The sequence below is a fragment of the Microbacterium sp. PAMC22086 genome (assembly GCF_019443525.1).
Classification (GTDB): domain Bacteria; phylum Actinomycetota; class Actinomycetes; order Actinomycetales; family Microbacteriaceae; genus Microbacterium; species Microbacterium maritypicum.
In genome coordinates, this window is the sequence record NZ_CP080380.1 from 3,055,965 (window position 1) to 3,073,260 (window position 17,296).

The 17,296-nt window shown below is 67.7% G+C and carries 17 protein-coding genes; 7 read left to right on the top strand and 10 right to left on the bottom strand.

What is annotated here, in order from left to right; genetic code table 11:
- Window positions 1–50 precede the first annotated feature (50 nt).
- The 7 genes from KY497_RS15185 to KY497_RS15215 form a co-directional block, all read right to left on the bottom strand.
- Window positions 51–1,364: a thymidine phosphorylase gene (locus tag KY497_RS15185; protein ID WP_141386274.1), complete on the bottom strand. Its 1,314-nt coding sequence runs from the start codon at window positions 1,362–1,364 to the stop codon at window positions 51–53.
- The gene (locus tag KY497_RS15190) at window positions 1,361–1,759 is read right to left on the bottom strand and encodes a cytidine deaminase (protein ID WP_258185737.1); all 399 of its coding nucleotides are present in this window, start codon (window positions 1,757–1,759) and stop codon (window positions 1,361–1,363) included. Before KY497_RS15190 ends, KY497_RS15185 begins: the two co-directional genes overlap by 4 nt.
- A gap of 26 nt (window positions 1,760–1,785) precedes the next feature.
- Entirely contained in the window at window positions 1,786–3,072 is a 1,287-nt protein-coding gene (locus KY497_RS15195) for an ABC transporter permease (protein ID WP_371861288.1), read from the bottom strand.
- On the bottom strand, window positions 3,069–4,388 hold the full coding sequence (locus KY497_RS15200) for an ABC transporter permease (RefSeq protein WP_055870872.1): 1,320 nt from the start codon (window positions 4,386–4,388) through the stop codon (window positions 3,069–3,071). The genes KY497_RS15195 and KY497_RS15200 overlap by 4 nt, the downstream gene beginning before the upstream one ends.
- Window positions 4,385–5,899 (bottom strand): ABC transporter ATP-binding protein, encoded by a 1,515-nt coding sequence (locus tag KY497_RS15205; RefSeq protein ID WP_017828467.1) that lies wholly within the window; start codon window positions 5,897–5,899, stop codon window positions 4,385–4,387. The genes KY497_RS15200 and KY497_RS15205 overlap by 4 nt, the downstream gene beginning before the upstream one ends.
- 108 nt (window positions 5,900–6,007) lie before the next feature.
- Window positions 6,008–7,129, bottom strand: a complete 1,122-nt coding sequence (locus KY497_RS15210; RefSeq protein ID WP_218682043.1) for a BMP family protein — start codon at window positions 7,127–7,129, stop codon at window positions 6,008–6,010.
- A gap of 160 nt (window positions 7,130–7,289) precedes the next feature.
- On the bottom strand, window positions 7,290–8,405 hold the full coding sequence (locus KY497_RS15215) for a mannose-1-phosphate guanylyltransferase (protein ID WP_219869428.1): 1,116 nt from the start codon (window positions 8,403–8,405) through the stop codon (window positions 7,290–7,292).
- A 182-nt stretch (window positions 8,406–8,587) separates the two neighbouring features.
- Here KY497_RS15215 and sdhC point away from each other — a divergent pair, with 182 nt between their 5' ends.
- From sdhC to KY497_RS15245, 6 genes are all read left to right on the top strand, one after another.
- Window positions 8,588–9,022, top strand: a complete 435-nt coding sequence (gene sdhC, locus KY497_RS15220) for a succinate dehydrogenase, cytochrome b556 subunit (protein ID WP_074731658.1) — start codon at window positions 8,588–8,590, stop codon at window positions 9,020–9,022.
- Window positions 9,022–9,471 carry a succinate dehydrogenase hydrophobic membrane anchor subunit gene (locus KY497_RS15225; protein ID WP_055870856.1) on the top strand — a complete coding sequence of 150 codons (450 nt, stop codon included), beginning with the start codon at window positions 9,022–9,024 and terminating at the stop codon, window positions 9,469–9,471. Before sdhC ends, KY497_RS15225 begins: the two co-directional genes overlap by 1 nt.
- Window positions 9,472–9,488: 17 nt before the next feature.
- Entirely contained in the window at window positions 9,489–11,315 is a 1,827-nt protein-coding gene (gene sdhA / locus KY497_RS15230) for a succinate dehydrogenase flavoprotein subunit (RefSeq protein WP_141386277.1), read from the top strand.
- Window positions 11,316–11,317: 2 nt separating this feature from the next.
- Window positions 11,318–12,085 (top strand): succinate dehydrogenase iron-sulfur subunit, encoded by a 768-nt coding sequence (locus KY497_RS15235; protein WP_141386278.1) that lies wholly within the window; start codon window positions 11,318–11,320, stop codon window positions 12,083–12,085.
- A 105-nt stretch (window positions 12,086–12,190) separates the two neighbouring features.
- Entirely contained in the window at window positions 12,191–13,399 is a 1,209-nt protein-coding gene (locus KY497_RS15240) for a YihY/virulence factor BrkB family protein (RefSeq protein WP_141386279.1), read from the top strand.
- A 10-nt stretch (window positions 13,400–13,409) separates the two neighbouring features.
- On the top strand, window positions 13,410–14,249 hold the full coding sequence (locus tag KY497_RS15245; RefSeq protein WP_174799536.1) for an exodeoxyribonuclease III: 840 nt from the start codon (window positions 13,410–13,412) through the stop codon (window positions 14,247–14,249).
- Here KY497_RS15245 and KY497_RS15250 read toward each other — a convergent pair.
- Genes KY497_RS15250 through KY497_RS15260 form a run of 3 tightly spaced genes read right to left on the bottom strand, consistent with a single transcriptional unit; the run spans window position 14,243 to window position 16,232 of the window.
- Complete coding sequence (locus tag KY497_RS15250) at window positions 14,243–14,911, bottom strand: DUF4166 domain-containing protein (protein ID WP_219869429.1); 669 nt, start codon at window positions 14,909–14,911, stop codon at window positions 14,243–14,245. The two genes, KY497_RS15245 and KY497_RS15250, sit on opposite strands and share 7 nt — an antisense overlap.
- Complete coding sequence (locus KY497_RS15255) at window positions 14,908–15,591, bottom strand: DUF4166 domain-containing protein (RefSeq protein ID WP_055877658.1); 684 nt, start codon at window positions 15,589–15,591, stop codon at window positions 14,908–14,910. The genes KY497_RS15250 and KY497_RS15255 overlap by 4 nt, the downstream gene beginning before the upstream one ends.
- The gene (locus KY497_RS15260; protein WP_258185741.1) at window positions 15,588–16,232 is read right to left on the bottom strand and encodes an SRPBCC family protein; all 645 of its coding nucleotides are present in this window, start codon (window positions 16,230–16,232) and stop codon (window positions 15,588–15,590) included. Before KY497_RS15260 ends, KY497_RS15255 begins: the two co-directional genes overlap by 4 nt.
- Window positions 16,233–16,304: 72 nt before the next feature.
- Between KY497_RS15260 and trpS the strand changes: the two genes are divergently transcribed.
- Complete coding sequence (gene trpS / locus KY497_RS15265) at window positions 16,305–17,282, top strand: tryptophan--tRNA ligase (RefSeq protein ID WP_229778883.1); 978 nt, start codon at window positions 16,305–16,307, stop codon at window positions 17,280–17,282.
- Window positions 17,283–17,296: the final 14 nt, after the last annotated feature.

Below are 17,296 nucleotides of genomic sequence, written 5' to 3' on the forward strand. Positions count from 1 at the left end.
GGGGATCCTCTCGGTCGCGGATGTGCTCAGTTCAGGCTAGCGGTCGAAGGTCACGCCGTGATGCGCTCGCGGACGATGGGACCGGTGACCGGAGCCTCGTCTCCGATCGCCCAGGAGCCCTCGAGCGCGTCGAGCGCCCTGCCGAATCGGGCGTCGTCCGCGGCGGAGAGCGTGAAGAGCGGCTGGCCGGCGACGACGCGGTCACCCGGCTTCGCGTGCAGATCGATACCCGCCTCGAAGATCACCGGGTCCTGTGCCCTGGCGCGCCCCGCACCCAGACGCCACGCGGCGACGCCGAACGGAAGGGCGTCCATGCGCGTGACGATGCCATCGGCCGGTGCGAGCACCTGGTGGGTCTCGCGAGCCGTCGGAAGTGCAGCATCCGGGTCGCCGTCCTGGGCGCGGATCATCGCCTTCCAGGTGTCCATCGCGCGTCCGTCATCGAGGGCGGCCTCCACGTCGGCATCCGGCTGCCCGGCGAGGGCGAGCATCTCGCGTGCCAGGGCGATCGTCAGCTCGCGCACATCCGACGGTCCGCCCCCGGCGAGGATCTCGACGGACTCCCTGACCTCGTTGGCGTTGCCGATCGCGAGCCCGAGCGGCACATTCATGTCGGTCAGCAGCGCCGTCGTCGCGACACCCGAGTCGGTGCCGAGCGCGACCATCGTGCGTGCCAGCTCGCGGGCGCGATCGATGTCCTGCATGAATGCGCCGGATCCGAACTTCACGTCGAGCACGAGAGCGTCCGTGCCCTCGGCGATCTTCTTCGACATGATGCTCGATGCGATCAGCGGGATCGCCTCGACCGTGCCGGTGACGTCGCGCAGTGCGTACAGCTTCTTGTCCGCGGGGGCGAGCCCGGAGCCGGCCGCGCAGATGACCGCACCGACGTCGCCCTGCATCTGCGCGAACATCTCCTCGTTGCTGAGAGCGGCGCGCCATCCGGGGATCGACTCGAGCTTGTCGAGCGTGCCACCGGTGTGGCCGAGTCCACGACCGCTCAGCTGCGGAACGGCCACGCCGAACGAGGCGACCAGCGGGGCGAGCGGCAGCGTGATCTTGTCGCCCACGCCACCGGTGGAGTGCTTGTCGACGGTGCGCTTGCCGAGAGAGGCGAAGCTCATCCGCTCCCCCGAGGCGATCATCGCGTCGGTCAGCACGCGGATCTCATCGCGCTCCATGCCGCGCTGGAAGATGGCCATCGCGAACGACGCCATCTGCGCGTCGGAGACGTAGCCGCGCGTGTAGGCGTCGACCATCCAGCGAAGCGCGGGCTCCGGCACGGCACCGCCGTCGCGCTTGGCGCGGATCACATCGATCGCGTCGAACGGTTCGATGGCTACCTGAGCCTGTGCAGCGGTCATCGTGCTTCCTCCAGGTCGCGCGGCCCGAATGCGTCGGGCAGCACCTCGTCGATCGTGCGGACGCCGGAGACGGTCTCCAGCAGCATCCCGGGCATCGCGTGCTCGAACAGCAGCTGGCGACAGCGTCCGCACGGCATGATGGTCTGCCCCTCGTTGTTGACGCACACGAACGCGACGAGCTGGCCGCCGCCGGACATGTGCAGGTCGCCGACCAGAGCGCACTCGGCGCACAACGTCACGCCGTAGGAGGCGTTCTCGACGTTGCAGCCGGCCACGATGCGACCGTCGCCGACCAGGGCGGCCGCACCCACGCGATAGCGGGAGTACGGCGCGTACGCCTTGGTCATGGCGTCGGTTGCGACCTGGCGCAGCTCATCCCAGTCGATGTCCGTCATTGCGATGTTCTCTCTTCCCTGCAGGGCTACGACTTGATGTAGGGCTTGCCGTCGGCGGCAGGCGCCTTGATCTGCCCGGCGAACCCGGCGACCGCGAGCAGCGTCACCACGTAGGGCAGCATCAGCATGAACTCACCCGGGATGGGCGTCTTCAGGATCGACAGCAGGTTCTGCAGGTTGGTGGCGAATCCGAACAGCAGCGCCGCGAGCGTGGCGCGGATCGGGTCCCAGCGTCCGAAGATCACCGCGGCAAGGGCGATGAATCCGAGCCCGGCCGTCATGTCCTTTCCGAACTGCGGGACCGAGACGAGGGTGAAGTACGCGCCGCCCATGCCCGCGATCGCGCCGGCGAGCAGCACGTTCCAGAACCGGGTCGGGTTCACCTTGATGCCCACGGTGTCCGCAGCCTGCGGGTGCTCACCGACGGCACGCAGCCGCAGACCCCACCGGGTGCGGTAGAGGCCCCAGGCCACGACGCCGACGGTGATGAACATCAGGTACCCGATGAACGTCTGGTTGAACAGCACCGGTCCGATGATCGGGATGTCGCTGAGCACCGGGATCTCGACGCGCGGGAAGCGCACCGGCCTGTTCAGCGTCGCCTCGTTCGGAGCGAGCAGCGCGCCGTAGAGGAAGCCCGTGAGACCGGTGACGAGCACGTTGAGCACGACACCGACGATGACCTGCTCGACGAGGTACTTGATCGCGAATGCGGCGAGCACACTCGCCACCAGGACGCCGCCGATCATGGCGCCGACGAGACCGACGAACGGGTTGCCCGTGATGCTCGACAGGAGCGCCGCGGAGAACGCGCCCAGGAGCAGCTGCCCCTCGATCGCGACGTTCACGACGCCGGCACGCTCGCCGATGACGCCGCCGAGAGCTCCGAAGACCAGGGGCACCGAGAGCGAGACCGCACCGAACAGCAGGCTCGTGACGGGCACGAGTCCGCCGGCGGCCGCCCAGACGAGGAACGCGAACACGGCCAGCACGCTAAACGCGATCACCAGCCACAGCGAGGGCGCACGGTAGGTCCATGCCCGAAGGAACGCCCCCACCGTCAGCACCACGAGGATGCCGATCACGACCCAGAAGGTCGAAGCCGTGGGCAGCGCCACGTCCGGCAGCGCGAGCGCCGAGGACTGGTCGGAGAGGCGGAACGTGCTGGTGCCGTCGCGCGGCACGAACAGGAACAGCAGCGCGAGGAGCACGGTGGCGCCGGCGAGGACGATCGGCGCCTTGAGGTGCCGTTCCTTCACGGTCGCCAGCTGGACCGTGCCGTCGGCGGCCTGAGCCTGCACGAGGGACATCATGCCGCCACCGCCTTCTTCGCGGCCTTGGCTCTGAGCCTGGCCGCCTTCTCGATATCGGTCTTCGGGAGGAAGAACACCGCGCGTAGCAGCGGCGGCGCGGCGATGAACAGCACCACGAGCGACTGCACGACGAGCACGATGTCGACCGGGATGTCCTGCGCCTGCATGGAGAAGGACCCTGCCTTGAGCGCGCCGAACAGGATGCCGGCGGCGAACGTGCCCCAGGCGCGACTGCGGCCGAGGAGGGCGACGGTGATCGCGTCGAAGCCGATCCCGGCATCGATGGTCTCGGTGACGCCCGTGGTGACCGCGCCCTGGATCTGGTTCATGCCCGCGAGACCGGCGAGGCCACCGGCGAAGAGCATGGCGTAGACGTAGACGCGCTGGACGCTGATGCCCGCGGCGCGCGCGGCGTGCGGGTTCTCCCCCACGGCGCGCATGCGCATGCCGAGCGACGAGCGCTCGATGAGCCACCAGACGAACAGGGTCGCCACGATCACGATCACGAAGCCGAGGTCGAGCAACGGGAACTGCGGTCCGAGCAGCGTCGGGAACTGGGCGCTCTCCGGCGTCGCCGATCCGAGCGCCTGGTTCGTCCCCGGCTTCTGCAGCAGACCCGGGGTGCGGATCATCCACAGCAGCAGGTAGTACGCGATGTAGTTCAGCATGATCGTGAGGATCACCTCGTGCGCACCCGTGCGCGCCTTGATGAGTCCCGCGATCGCGCCCCAGAGCGCACCGCCCGCGATGCCGGCGATGAGCGTGACCGGGATGTGTAACCAGATCGGCAGGTCGAGCGAGAACGTCAGCAGTGCGGCGACGGCCACACCGATGAGCATCTGGCCGCGAGCACCGATGTTGAACAGGCCGACGCGGAATGCCAGCGCCACGCCGAGGCCGGCCGCGATGAGCGGCGCCGCGAAGCCGAGCGTGTTGGTCAGCGGTCGGATCTGCGCCGCGAAGTCCGCGCCGCGGGCGTTGAAGATCGCTCCGCGGACCAGGGCCTCGTACCCGTTGTAGACGGCGTTCCACGCGGCGGCGAACGTATCACCGGGCTGTGCGAAGAAGTAGACGGATGCTTCCAGCACATCTTCGTTCGTGAAGGCGATCAGGACGCCACCGACGATGAGTGCCAGCACGATCGCGAGGATCGTGGTGACCGCATTGCCGCGGAGGATCTCTTTGAGGATGACGTTGCCGCGCGGGGGCGGCGGCACATCGGAGGGGTCGCGCGGGACCGTGCCGGTGCTCGTGCTGAGCTCCTGCGGCGGAATCCCCTTGGTCACATCTCCTGCGCCGGGTGTCGCTCCGCTCACGCGGCCACCTCCCCTTCGGCCGCTCCGGCCATCATGAGTCCGAGCGTCTCCCGAGGCGTGTCGCCGGGGACGATGCCGACGATCGTGCCGCGGTACATGACCGCGATCCGATCGGCGAGAGCTGCGACCTCGTCGAGCTCCGTGGAGACGACGATCACGGGCACACCCGCGTCGCGCGTCTCGATGATCCGCTTGTGGATGAACTCGATCGAGCCGACGTCGACACCACGGGTGGGCTGCGCCGCGACGAGGAGACGCAGATCGCGGCTCATCTCCCTGGCGATGACGACCTTCTGCTGGTTTCCGCCGGACAGCGTTCCTGCGGCCGTCTCCGGACCCTGGGTGCGGATGTCGTACTCCTTGATGCGCGCACGGGCGAACTCGTCGAGCACCGAGCGCCGCAGTGTTCCCGCGCGACTGAACGCCGGGTCGTCCGAACGGTCGAGGATCAGGTTCTCCGCGACGGAGAAACCGGCCACCAGGCCGTCTTCCGTGCGGTCTTCCGGCACGAAGCCGACTCCGGCGTCGAGGATCGCGCGCACGCTCTTGCCGACCAGCTCGTTGCCGTCGAGCTCGATGCTGCCTTCGACGCGGGCGGCGAGGCCGACGATGGCCTCCACGAGCTCGGTCTGGCCGTTGCCCTGGACACCCGCGATCGCGAGCACCTCTCCCGGTCGGACGGCGAAGTCGACACCATCGACGACGATGGCCCCGGTGGGAGTCAGCACGCGCAGTCCCTTGACTTCGAATCCGCCCTCGCCCAGGCGCGGCGGTTCCTTGTGCACGGTGAGCTCGACGGCTCGGCCGACCATGAGCGAGGCGAGCTCGCCGTTGGTCGCGGTCGGGGACGCCTCGCCGACGACGCGGCCGAGACGGATGATGGTGATCTTGTCGGCGACCTCGCGGACCTCGCGCAGCTTGTGCGTGATGAACACGATCGCCGTGCCCTCGTCGCGCAGCTGACGCATGATGCTCATCAGCTCGTCGGTCTCCTGCGGCGTGAGCACGGCCGTGGGCTCGTCGAACACGAGCACCTTCGCGTCGCGCGACAGCGCCTTGATGATCTCGACGCGCTGCTGCACGCCGACGGGAAGGTCTCCGACGAGGGCGTCGGGGTCGATGTCGAAACCGAAGCGGGCGGCGACCGATCGCACGTGCTCTCGCGCCTTCGCGATGTCGAGCGTGCCGAGGGCCTTGGTCTGTTCGTGTCCGAGCATCACGTTCTCGGCCACGGTGAACACCGGGACGAGCATGAAGTGCTGGTGGACCATGCCGATCCCCGCAGCCATCGCGTCACCGGGACCGCGGAAGCGCTGCACCTCGTCATCGAGGAGGATCTCGCCCTCGTCGGCCTGATACAGGCCGTAGAGCACGTTCATGAGGGTGGACTTGCCTGCGCCGTTCTCACCGAGGAGCGCGTGGATCTCACCCGGTTCGACCACGAGATCGATGTGGTCGTTGGCAACGAGGGTGCCGAATCGCTTGGTGATGCCGCGAAGTTCGAGCTTCATATCTGCACCTTATCCAGAAGAGTTTTCCAGGAGAATCATCGTCCGTCCACGACACGGGGCGAGTGGCATCCTGCTCACCACTCGCCCCGTGCGGGAACTGCGACGGAATTACTTGGAGGTCGGGGAGTTCCGGGACTCCACCTTGATGTCGCCGGAGATGATCTGCTCCTGCAGAGCCTTGAGCTCGTCGGTCAGACCCTCCGGCAGCTTCGACTCGAAGTCACCGAAGCCGGAGAGCTTGACGCCCTCGTTCTCGAGCGTGCCCACGTACGGGGCCGGGTCGAACTCGCCCTTGGCCGCAGCCAGGGTCGCGTCCTTCACGGCGACGTCGATCGCCTTCATGATCGAGACGAGCGTGATGCCGGCCACCTCGGGGTCGGCGACGGCGAGGTCGCTGTCGACACCGAGCATCAGGGTGTCCTTGCCGCTGTCGGCGATCGCCGCAGCCGCGCTCTGGTAGACGGGGCCGCCGACCGGGAGGATGACGTCGACGCCCTGGTCGAGCACACCCTGTGCGGTCTGCTTGGCGGTGTCGTTCGCGTCGAAGCCGCCCGTGAACGAGCCCTTCTGCGTGGCCTCGTCCCAGCCGAAGACCTCGACCGCAGCGGACTTGTCCTCGTTGTACTTCTCGACACCGAGCTGGTAGCCGTCCATGAACACGGCGACCGACGGGATCTGCATTCCGCCGAACGTGCCGACCTTGTTCACACCGCTCTGGGCAGACCACGATGCGGCAGCGTAGCCGCCGAGGTATGCGGCCTGAGCCGTGTCGAAGACGAGGGGCTTGATGTTCGGGGCATCGACGGTGCCGTCGAAGTCGTTGTCGGCCCAGTCGTCGATGATCGCGTAGTCGATGTCGGGGTTCGCGAGAGCGGACTCGACCGTGGCGGCGGACAGCTTGAAGCCGACAGAGACGATGAGCGAGCAGCCCTCGGAGACCGCGGTCTCGAGGTTCGGCGCGTAGTCGTTGTCATTCGCCGACTCGAACTCGAGGGGCTTGATGTCCAGCTCCTCGGCGGCACTGTCCATGCCCTCCTTGGCGGACTGGTTGAACGACTTGTCGTTCCATCCGCCGGCGTCGGAGACGAGGCAGGGGAGGAAGTCGGAGGCGACCGGCTCGCCGGAGCCGGCGGGCTTGTCTGTCGGTGCCTGGCCGCAACCGGCGAGTGCGAAGACGACGCCAGCGGCGACGGTGACGCCGAGCAGCTTCTTGGTGGTGGAGATGGTCAACTGATGCCTCCCTCAACGAAACCGCGGCCATCGCGGATCGATCAAAGTTACCTACTGTTTCGGCCTTTGTGCACGCCCGCCCCGCATGTGCTGGCCAATGGTTACCAAGCTGAAATCAAGACAGCCGATGAGCGTGAGAGCGTGCTCATCGGAGCAGGCGTCAGAGCACGTCTCCGCGACCGGTGAGCTTGAGCGACTCGACCACGCCCTTGACCCGCTGCGCGTGCTGCACGGTGGTGACCAGTAGCGCGTCGGGGGTGTCGACCACGACGATGTCCTGCACCCCCACCAGGCTGATCACGCGCGAGGTCTGGCTGACGAGGATTCCGCTCGCGCCGTCGGTGAGAACGCGCGCGTTCGGGCCGAGAACGGCGAGATCGTTCTTGCGACCGTTGGTGATGAGCTTGGTCAGCGAGGCGAAATCGCCCACGTCGTCCCAGTCGAAGTGGCCGGGGACGACGGCGAGGCATCCGCGGCGGGCGGCGGGTTCGGCGACCGCGTAGTCGATCGCGATCTTCTTCAGGCGCGGCCAGATCCGATCGACCGCCGGTCCTCGACGATCGCGGTCGTCCCATGCCTCGGCGAGTTCGAGCAGACCGGCGTGCAGTTCGGGCTCGTTCACGGCCAGCTCCTCCAGCAGCACGCTGGCCTTGGCGATGAACATGCCCGCGTTCCAGAGGTACCCGCGATCAGCGATGTAGGACTTCGCCGTCTCGAGATCGGGCTTCTCCACGAAACTCTCGACGAGAGCGGCCTCGCGCGCGCCTTCGACCACGAGCTCGGGCCCCATCTTGATGTAGCCGAAACCGATCGCCGGCTCGGTCGGCGTGATGCCGATCGTGCAGATGTACCCCTCCCGCGCCACCTCGACGGCGTCGCGCACCGCGAACTCGAACACGCGTGTGCCGCGGATCACGTGGTCCGCGCTGAACGAGCCGATGATCACGTCGGGATTGCGGCGGTGCAGAATCGCCGCGGCGAGTCCGATCGCCGCCGCCGACTCGCGCGGCTCGGACTCCAGGAAGACGTTCAGGTCGGGGATGCCGGGCAGCTCCGCCTCGACGGCCGCGCGATGGGCCCGACCAGTGACGACGGCGATCCGGTCCGCCCCGGCGAGTGGGACGAGCCGATCCCAGGTGTCGCGCAGCAGCGAGTGCCCGGACCCCGTCAGGTCGTGCAGGAACTTCGGTGCGTCCGCCCGGGAGAGCGGCCACAGCCTGCTACCGATGCCGCCGGCGGGAATCACTGCGTAGAAATCCTTGATGGGTGCGCTCACCCTGCCAGGGTAGCCGCAGAGGACGAGCCGACATCGAGAGACTTAGGCTCCCCTTCGTCGCTCCCAGTGATCTGACAGGAATAAGATGGACAGCGATCGGGCGTGCCTGAGACTTCGCCAGGCTCACACTTGAACGAGAGCAGTGCACGCGACCGAGTCACATCGATCCAGGGAGGACGACCGTGTCCACAAGCGCCCGCTTGACACCGTCGATTTCGGAAACCACGTCCAAGACCCCACGCGGCACCCTCTATCGGGGTCGCGAAGGCATGTGGTCGTGGGTGCTTCACCGCATCACCGGAGTCGCCATCTTCTTCTTCCTGTTGGTGCACGTGCTCGACACGGCGCTGATCAGGGTGTCGCCGGAGGCGTACAACGCCGTGATCGGCACATACAAGAACCCGGTCATGGCCCTCGGTGAGGTCGTGCTCGTCGCCGGCATCGTGTTCCACGCGATGAACGGCCTGCGCATCATCGCCGTCGACTTCTGGTCGAAGGGCGCCAAGTATCAGCGCCAGCTGTTCTGGGGCGTCCTGCTGGTGTGGGGCATCATCATGGCCGGCTTCGTGCCCCGCCACCTGATGCTCGCGTTCGCCGGGTTCGGAGGGGGACACTGATGTCTGCACAGACCATGGCGACCGCCCCGGTGCGCCGCCGCCGCGGAGTCAACCTCGAGAAGTGGGGCTGGATCTTCATGCGCGTCTCGGGCGTCGTGCTCGTCGTGCTGATCTTCGGCCACCTCTTCGTCAACCTCATGGTGGGCGAAGGCATCCACGCCCTCGACTTCGCGTTCATCGCCGGCAAGTTCGCCACGCCGTTCTGGCAGTGGTGGGACGTGCTGATGCTGTGGCTCGCACTCATCCACGGCGCCAACGGCATGCGCACGATCGTGAACGACTACGTGACGAACAGCACGGCGCGCAAGGCGCTGGTCTGGGCGCTCGGGCTGGCCGCCGGCCTGCTCATCATCCTCGGCACGCTCGTGGTCTTCACGTTCGACCCGTGCCTGGGTGTGACCGAGGACAGCGTCCTCTGGTCCGAATGCGCCGCGATCGTCGGGAACTAGAAGAAGGCATACGAGAAGTGACTACCGAGACGCAGGATTCCGTCGTCCGTGACGGCGTGCACTACCACCAGTTCGACATCGTCATCGTGGGAGCCGGTGGGGCGGGCATGCGTGCCGCCATCGAGGCGGGCCCCGGGGCGAAGACCGCCGTGATCTCCAAGCTCTACCCCACGCGCTCGCACACCGGTGCGGCGCAGGGCGGTATGGCGGCGGCCCTCGCGAACGTCGAAGAGGACTCCTGGGAGTGGCACACCTTCGACACCGTCAAGGGCGGTGACTACCTCGTCGACCAGGACGCGGCCGAGATCCTCGCGAAGGAGGCCATCGACGCGGTCATCGACCTCGAGAACATGGGCCTCCCCTTCAACCGCACGCCCGAGGGCAAGATCGACCAGCGCCGCTTCGGCGGGCACACCGCAGAGCACGGCAAGACCCCGGTCCGCCGCGCCTGCTACGCCGCCGACCGCACCGGTCACATGATCCTGCAGACGCTGTTCCAGAACTGCGTCAAGCTCGGCATCAACTTCTTCAACGAGTTCTACGTCCTGGATCTGCTCACCGTGAAGGACACCGACGGCAAGACCCAGGTCTCGGGCGTCGTCGCCTACGATCTCGCGACCGGCGAGCTGCACGTCTTCCAGGCCAAGGCCGTGATCTTCGCGACCGGCGGTTTCGGCAAGATCTTCAAGACGACCTCGAACGCGCACACTCTCACCGGCGACGGCGTCGGCATCGTGTGGCGCAAGGGACTCCCCCTCGAGGACCTGGAGTTCTTCCAGTTCCACCCGACCGGCCTCGCCGGTCTCGGCATCCTCCTCACCGAGGGCGCACGAGGAGAGGGCGCGATCCTGCGCAACGCCTCGGGTGAGCGCTTCATGGAGCGCTACGCCCCGACCATCAAGGACCTCGCCCCGCGCGACATCGTCGCCCGCTGCATGGTGCAGGAGGTCCTCGACGGCCGTGGCGCCGGTCCCCACAAGGACTACGTGCTGCTGGACTGCACGCACCTGGGAGCCGAGGTTCTCGAGACCAAGCTCCCCGACATCACCGAGTTCGCCCGTACGTACCTGGGCGTCGACCCGGTCGTCGAGCCCGTGCCCGTGATGCCCACCGCGCACTACGCCATGGGCGGCATCCCGACCAACAACGACGGCGAGGTGCTCGCGGACAACACCACCGTCGTCCCCGGCCTCTACGCCGCCGGCGAGTGCGCCTGCGTCTCGGTGCACGGCGCGAACCGCCTCGGCACCAACTCGCTCCTGGACATCAACGTCTTCGGAAAGCGTGCCGGCCGCAACGCCGTCGAGTACGTCAAGACCGCCGAGTTCGTGCCGCTCCCCGAGAACCCGGCGGCATTCGTGTCGGGCATGCTCGAGGACCTGCGCAACAACCAGGGCACCGAGCGCATCGCCGCGCTCCGCAAGACCCTGCAGGACGAGATGGACAAGGGCGCGCAGGTCTTCCGCACGCACGATTCCCTCCAGCACGTGCTCGGCGTGATCGCCGAACTGCGTGAGCGCTACAAGAACGTCCACGTCGACGACAAGGGCCAGCGGTTCAACACCGACCTGCTGGAAGCCGTCGAGCTGGGCTTCCTCCTCGACATCGCCGAGGTCGTCGTCTACGCCGCGCAGAACCGCGAGGAGAGCCGCGGCGGACACATGCGCGACGACTTCCCGAAGCGCGACGACGAGAAGTACATGAAGCACACCATGGCCTACCTGACCGGTGACCCGCATTCCTCCACGCCGAGCGATCACATCAAGCTCGACTGGAAGCCGGTCGTCTTCACGAAGAACGAGCAGGGCGAGTTCAACTACCCGCCGATGGAGAGGAAGTACTGAGCATGTCGACCGCCATCGCAGAGGCACCTGCCGACACGACCGAGGAGACCGGCATCCAGTCCTTCGTCGTCACGTTCAACATCCGCCGGTTCAACCCGGAGGTCGACGCCGAGCCGCACTGGGTCGACTACGACGTGGAGCTCTACTCCACCGACCGTGTGCTCGACGCCCTGCACAAGATCAAGTGGGAGGTCGACGGCTCCCTGACGTTCCGCCGCTCCTGCGCCCACGGCATCTGCGGCTCCGACGCCATGCGCATCAACGGCCGCAACCGCCTCGCCTGCAAGACGCTGATCAAGGACCTCGACATCTCGAAGCCGATCTACGTCGAGGCGATCAAGGGCCTGCCGCTGGAGAAGGACCTGGTCGTCGACATGGAGCCGTTCTTCGCGTCGTACCGCGAGGTGCAGCCGTTCCTGGTCGCCAGCTCCGTGCCGGAGAAGGGCAAGGAGCGCATCCAGTCCATCGCCGACCGCGAGATCTTCGACGACACCACCAAGTGCATCCTGTGCGCCGCGTGCACCTCGTCCTGCCCCGTGTTCTGGACCGACGGGCAGTACTTCGGCCCGGCCGCGATCGTCAACGCCCACCGCTTCATCTTCGACTCCCGCGATGACAACGCAGCGGTCCGCCTCGACATCCTCAACGACAAGGAAGGCGTGTGGCGCTGCCGCACCACCTTCAACTGCTCCGAGGCATGCCCCCGTGGCATCGAGGTCACCAAGGCCATCGCCGAGGTCAAGCGGGCCGTGCTCCGCGGGCGTCCCTGACGACGCTTCTGCAGTCACATGCGAACAGGCGGTCCCTTCCGGGGCCGCCTGTTCGCGTATCCGCCACCACTCTCCTCGCCCCCACCTCTTGGGTAGGGTGGGGAGGTGTCCGAACCCGATGGCTCCGAGGCCGAGTCCGGTCGCCTCGATGCGGCCGTCGAGCGCGCGACCGCACTGACACAGCGCACCCTCGGTCTGTTCCCGGTACGGGTCTGGCGCCATTTCCTGCAGCACAACGGATTCCTCCTCGCTGCGGGCGTGAGCTATCAGGCGCTGTTCGCGATCTTCGCGGCGATCTATCTCGTCTTCGCGATCGCCGGGCTCTGGCTCGGTGGCAGCGAGGAGGCGGTGGATGGCCTGATCGCCATGATCAACCGCTACATCCCCAATCTGATCCTCCCTGAAGGCGGTGTCTTCACGCCCGCACAGGTGCAGGAGATCGCGGTCAACACCACGGGGCTGCTGAGCGTGACCGGTCTGATCGCCCTCGGCACCGTGATCTGGACGGCCATCGGATGGGTCACGTTCTCGCGTCGGGCGACGAGGGACATCTTCGGCCTGCCGCCGGACCGGCGCAGCTACGTGCTGCTGAAGGCCAGGGACCTGCTGGCGGCCGTGATCTTCGGTGTCTCTCTCGTCGTCGGCTCACTGCTCAGCTCCGCCAGCGCGGCGGTGCTGAGCTGGCTCCTCAGCCTGCTGGGGTGGGACTCCGGCTCCGACGGGATCAACATCAGCATCCGCATCGGCACCGTGCTGGTGTCCTTCGCCCTGATGTCCGGGGCGCTGGCGGCGATGGTGCGCTTCCTGACGGGAACGTCACTGCACTGGCACGTGATCTGGCCGGGGGCGCTTCTCGGCGGCGGCGCGATGACCATCCTCCAGTACGGGGCCGGATTCCTGCTGAGCTACACGCCCTCCAACCCGCTGCTCGCCACGTTCGCCATCTTCATCGGGCTCCTGCTGTGGTTCCGTGTGAACGGGGTGGTGATGCTGGTGGCGTCCTCCTGGATCGCAGTCGCCGCGCAGGATCGCGATCTGCCTCTGTTGACCCTCACGGAGGCCGAACGCCGCGTGGCCGAGTATGAAGCGCTGTTGACGGCGGCGCGCATCCGGGTGCGCAAAGCCCACGCCGCCCGCGAGAGTGCGCCGTGGTACCGCGCCTGGGCTGCGGAGAGGGCCGTGCGCGACGCGGAGCAGGAGCTCACGGACCTCGAGGCCTCTCCTCCCCCACCCGACGACCCGCGCGGCCCGCTGGCCCAGCGCCTGCTCACGGAGCTGCATCGACCGGGACGGGATGTCGGCGGCGCTCGTTAGGCTTGTGACCATGCCTCATCTGCGTATCGCCACGGTCAATGTCAACGGAATCCGAGCGGCGGCTCGCAACGGGATGAGCTCCTGGTTGGACGATGCCGGCGTCGACATCCTCACGCTCCAGGAGGTCCGCGGGCAGGACGAGCACCTCGAGGCCGCACTCCCCGGCTGGACTTTCGTGCACGACGAGGCCACAGCGAAGGGGCGGGCCGGCGTCGCCATCGCCAGCCGCACTCCCGCGCTGGCCTCCCGCACCGATTTCGGCCCCGACGACTTCGACTCCAAGGGTCGCTGGATCGAAGCCGACTTCCTGATCGGCGATCGCCCGCTCACCGTCGTGAGCGCCTACGTGCACTCCGGCGAGGCCGACACCCCGAAGCAGGACGAGAAGTGGAAGTTCCTCGACGCGTTCGGGACGCGCCTGGGCGAGCTCGGCTCCGACGGCGCCCTCGCGCTCGTCACAGGCGACCTCAACGTCGGGCACCGTGAGCTCGATATCAAGAACTGGCGAGGCAACCGCAAGAAGGCCGGCTTCCTCCCCCGCGAGCGCGCCTACTTCGACCGCTTCCTCGGCGAGGCGGGCACAGAGGTCTCGGGGGTCGACGGCACCGTGGGCACCGGCCTCGGCTGGATCGACGTCGGCCGAAAGTTCCACGGTGAGGTCGACGGCCCGTACACCTGGTGGTCGATGCGAGGACAGGCGTTCGACAACGACTCCGGGTGGCGCATCGACTATCACCTCGCGACGCCCGCACTCGCCGAACGCGTCGAGAGCTATCACGTCGCGCGCGCCGCGGCCTACGACCAGCGCTGGAGCGACCACGCGCCCGTCGTCGTCGACTACCGCTACTGATCCGCGACGGGCACGCCACCCGACGTCGTGACGTCCGGCGCTGTGAGGTCCGCATAGCGGTACCACCCGCGGTACTCCAGGACCGTCCCGAGAACGGGGCTCGTCGCGCGCATGTCGATGGTGCGTCGACGGCGGGCCTCGTCCCAGCCGTCGACGAGCTCCACCTCGATGCGCAGGATGCCGCGGAGCGGGATCCGATACCGCCCCAGCCGCAGTGCGACGGCGCGAGTGCTCATGCGCAGCGCACCCTCGTCGGTCACCGAGCAGTGCTCGAGCATCTGCACCCGCCCTCGCGCGCCCAAGGCGTTCTGGACGATGCCGGGGTGACCGGTCGCGAAGAGTCGATCCGTCACGTACTGCGTCGCGCCGGGGAAGCGGAACTCGCGGACGGTGTCGAGCATCGCCCGCCCCGAGCGCGATCGGCCTGACACGGTATCGATCCGGAACGGCACGTCACGCGCGAACCGCGTCACCAGCAGGCCGGGACCGATGACGGGTGCGGCGAGACCGGCGACGCGTCCGAACCGGCTGCCGGCGACCGCGAACACGCCCTCGGCGCTGTCGCGGGGCGCCTCGACGCTCATCTGCGCGAGGATCTCGGGATGCAGCCGCTGCGCCTGCTCCCCCAGGGCCTCGAGGAAGGCCGCTCCACGCGCGGTCACTCTCGAGCCTCCTCACGGTACGGCTTCACGGTCTCCGGGGCGGGGCCGTCGACGAACTCGCACGTGAACGCGCCCCGATAGCCGAACAGGAACCCGAAGACGTCGTTGTGGATCTCGAGGTCGATCAGGTAGCACTCCTGCTCGTCGTCATAGCGCTCGACGAGCCGCGCCCGTCCGCTGAAGACCATCGGGAAGCGGAAGGCCGCAGGCCCCTCGTAGAAGCGCTGTGCCCCCGAGGTGAGCAGGAGCCCGCCGTCATCGGTGACGGCGAGGTCGAGGTCGACCGCGAGGTGCTGGTGGGTGCCCAGGTAGTCGACCACTCGCCGCCGGGCCTCGCTGTAGATCATGGTCGCGTCGAAGCGGCGGCGGCGACCGGGGCGCACGTCCATGGTCCGCACGAAGGTCACGGTCTCACGGCCGAAGTCGTCGACGTAGGCGTGGTTGTCGATCCGGAACGGCACGTCCTGTCCCCGCTCGGGGAAGAGGATGTTCCGGAAGGTCCCGATGAGGAGGAACGGCAGCGTCCACCACGGACCCCGGCGCACCTCGGTCATCACTCCGCGCCCGATGCAGCCGTAGCCGGCGTCGACGCCGACCCCGAACCGGCGCTGGAGCTGCGGGTGGAGCCGCGCGAAATCGGCTCCCAACGCGCGCTCGAAGATCCCGGCGCCTGTGGTCATACGAGCTCCTCCAGAGATTCCGGTGCGTCCTCCATGATCGTGCGTCCGGTGCGTCGCGGAGGCCGGGAGAGGCAGTTTCGTGCGCGAGGTCGGTGACCTCGGCGCAACGATCGCCATCCGCTGGTCTCCTCGGGCGCGATCCCCTGCTCGGCCCAGAGCCGCAGGCGATCGAAGCTCCGCGCCGTGAGCCACCAGACGAAGCGCCGCGTGATCAGCGGATCCAGCACGCGCCCGAGCCAGCCCCAGCCCGGGACGTAGTCGTAGCCGGTGAGGAATCGCACGCCGTCATCCGTCGGCACGTAGCGCCAGTACCCACGCCCGAATCCGAGCGGGGAGAGCACGTCGTCCGTGTCGAAGAGGAGCGCGGAGGTCCGCTCGCCCGTGCGGCTCTGCTTCGTGGCGAGCGAGACGCCGGTTCCGCGGATCGTGTGCACCCGCAGGTCGAGTTCGTAACGGAAGTCCTGTGCGCCGTCCGCCCGGGTGCGCTGCGGCACGATGTCGCTGAAGCGCGCGTCCCAGCGCACGTGCGAGGACGGGTCCTGGGTCAGCGCCCACACCTCGTCCAGGGGCGCGCGGATGAGGATCTCGACGTAGAGGGCCCGATCCCCTCGCGACCGTGGGAGAGGAGAAGCGGAAGCCATGCGCCCATCGTAGGGGCACAGCACGCACCCCATAGGATTGATCCCGTGACGAGACCTCGCCTTTACTCCGGAATGCAGCCCTCCGCCGACTCCCTCCAGATCGGCAACTACATCGGCGCGCTGCTCCAGTGGCGGGAGCTGCAGAGTTCCTACGACGCCTATTTCTCCGTCGTCGATCTGCACGCGATCACCGTCGCCCAGGACCCGGCAGAGCTGCGTGAGAAGACGCGTCGTACAGCAGCGCAGTACGTCGCCGCCGGTATCGAGCCCTCGCTGTCGACGCTGTACGTGCAGTCGCATGTGCGCGCTCACGCCGAGCTCGCGTGGATTCTCAGCACCATCACCGGCTTCGGCGAAGCCGGTCGGATGACGCAGTTCAAGGACAAGTCCTCGCGCTACGGTGCGGACTCGACCAGTGTCGGCCTGTTCACCTACCCAGTGCTCATGGCCGCAGACATCCTGCTCTACCAGACCGATGTGGTGCCGGTGGGCGATGACCAGAAGCAGCACGTCGAGCTCACGCGCGATCTCGCCGAGCGCTTCAACTCGCGATTCGGTGAGACCTTCACGGTGCCGATGCCCGTCATCCAGAAGGAGACCGCGCGCATCTACGACCTGCAGAACCCGACGTCGAAGATGTCGAAGTCTGCCGAGAGCGACGCCGGCGTGCTGTGGATGCTCGACGATCCGGCGAAGTCGGCGAAGAAGGTCATGCGCGCGGTGACCGACAACGAGGGTTCCGTGCGGTTCGACCGCGAAAGCAAGCCCGGCGTCTCGAACCTGCTCACGATCTACGCGGCGCTCACAGGACGCCAGGTCGCCGCGATCGAGGACGAGTACGCGGGACGCGGTTACGGCGATTTCAAGAAGGGCCTGGCCGAGGTCGTCGTCAACGAGTTCGAGCCGGTGCGCGCCCGCGCCCTCGAGCTGCTCGACGATCCCGCCGAGCTCGATCGCATCCTGGCCGAGAACGCCGCCCGCGCCGATGCCGTCGCCGACGCGACGCTTTCGGACGTGTACGACCGGGTGGGTCTGCTCCGGCGCGTCTGACGCTCGCCTTAGGA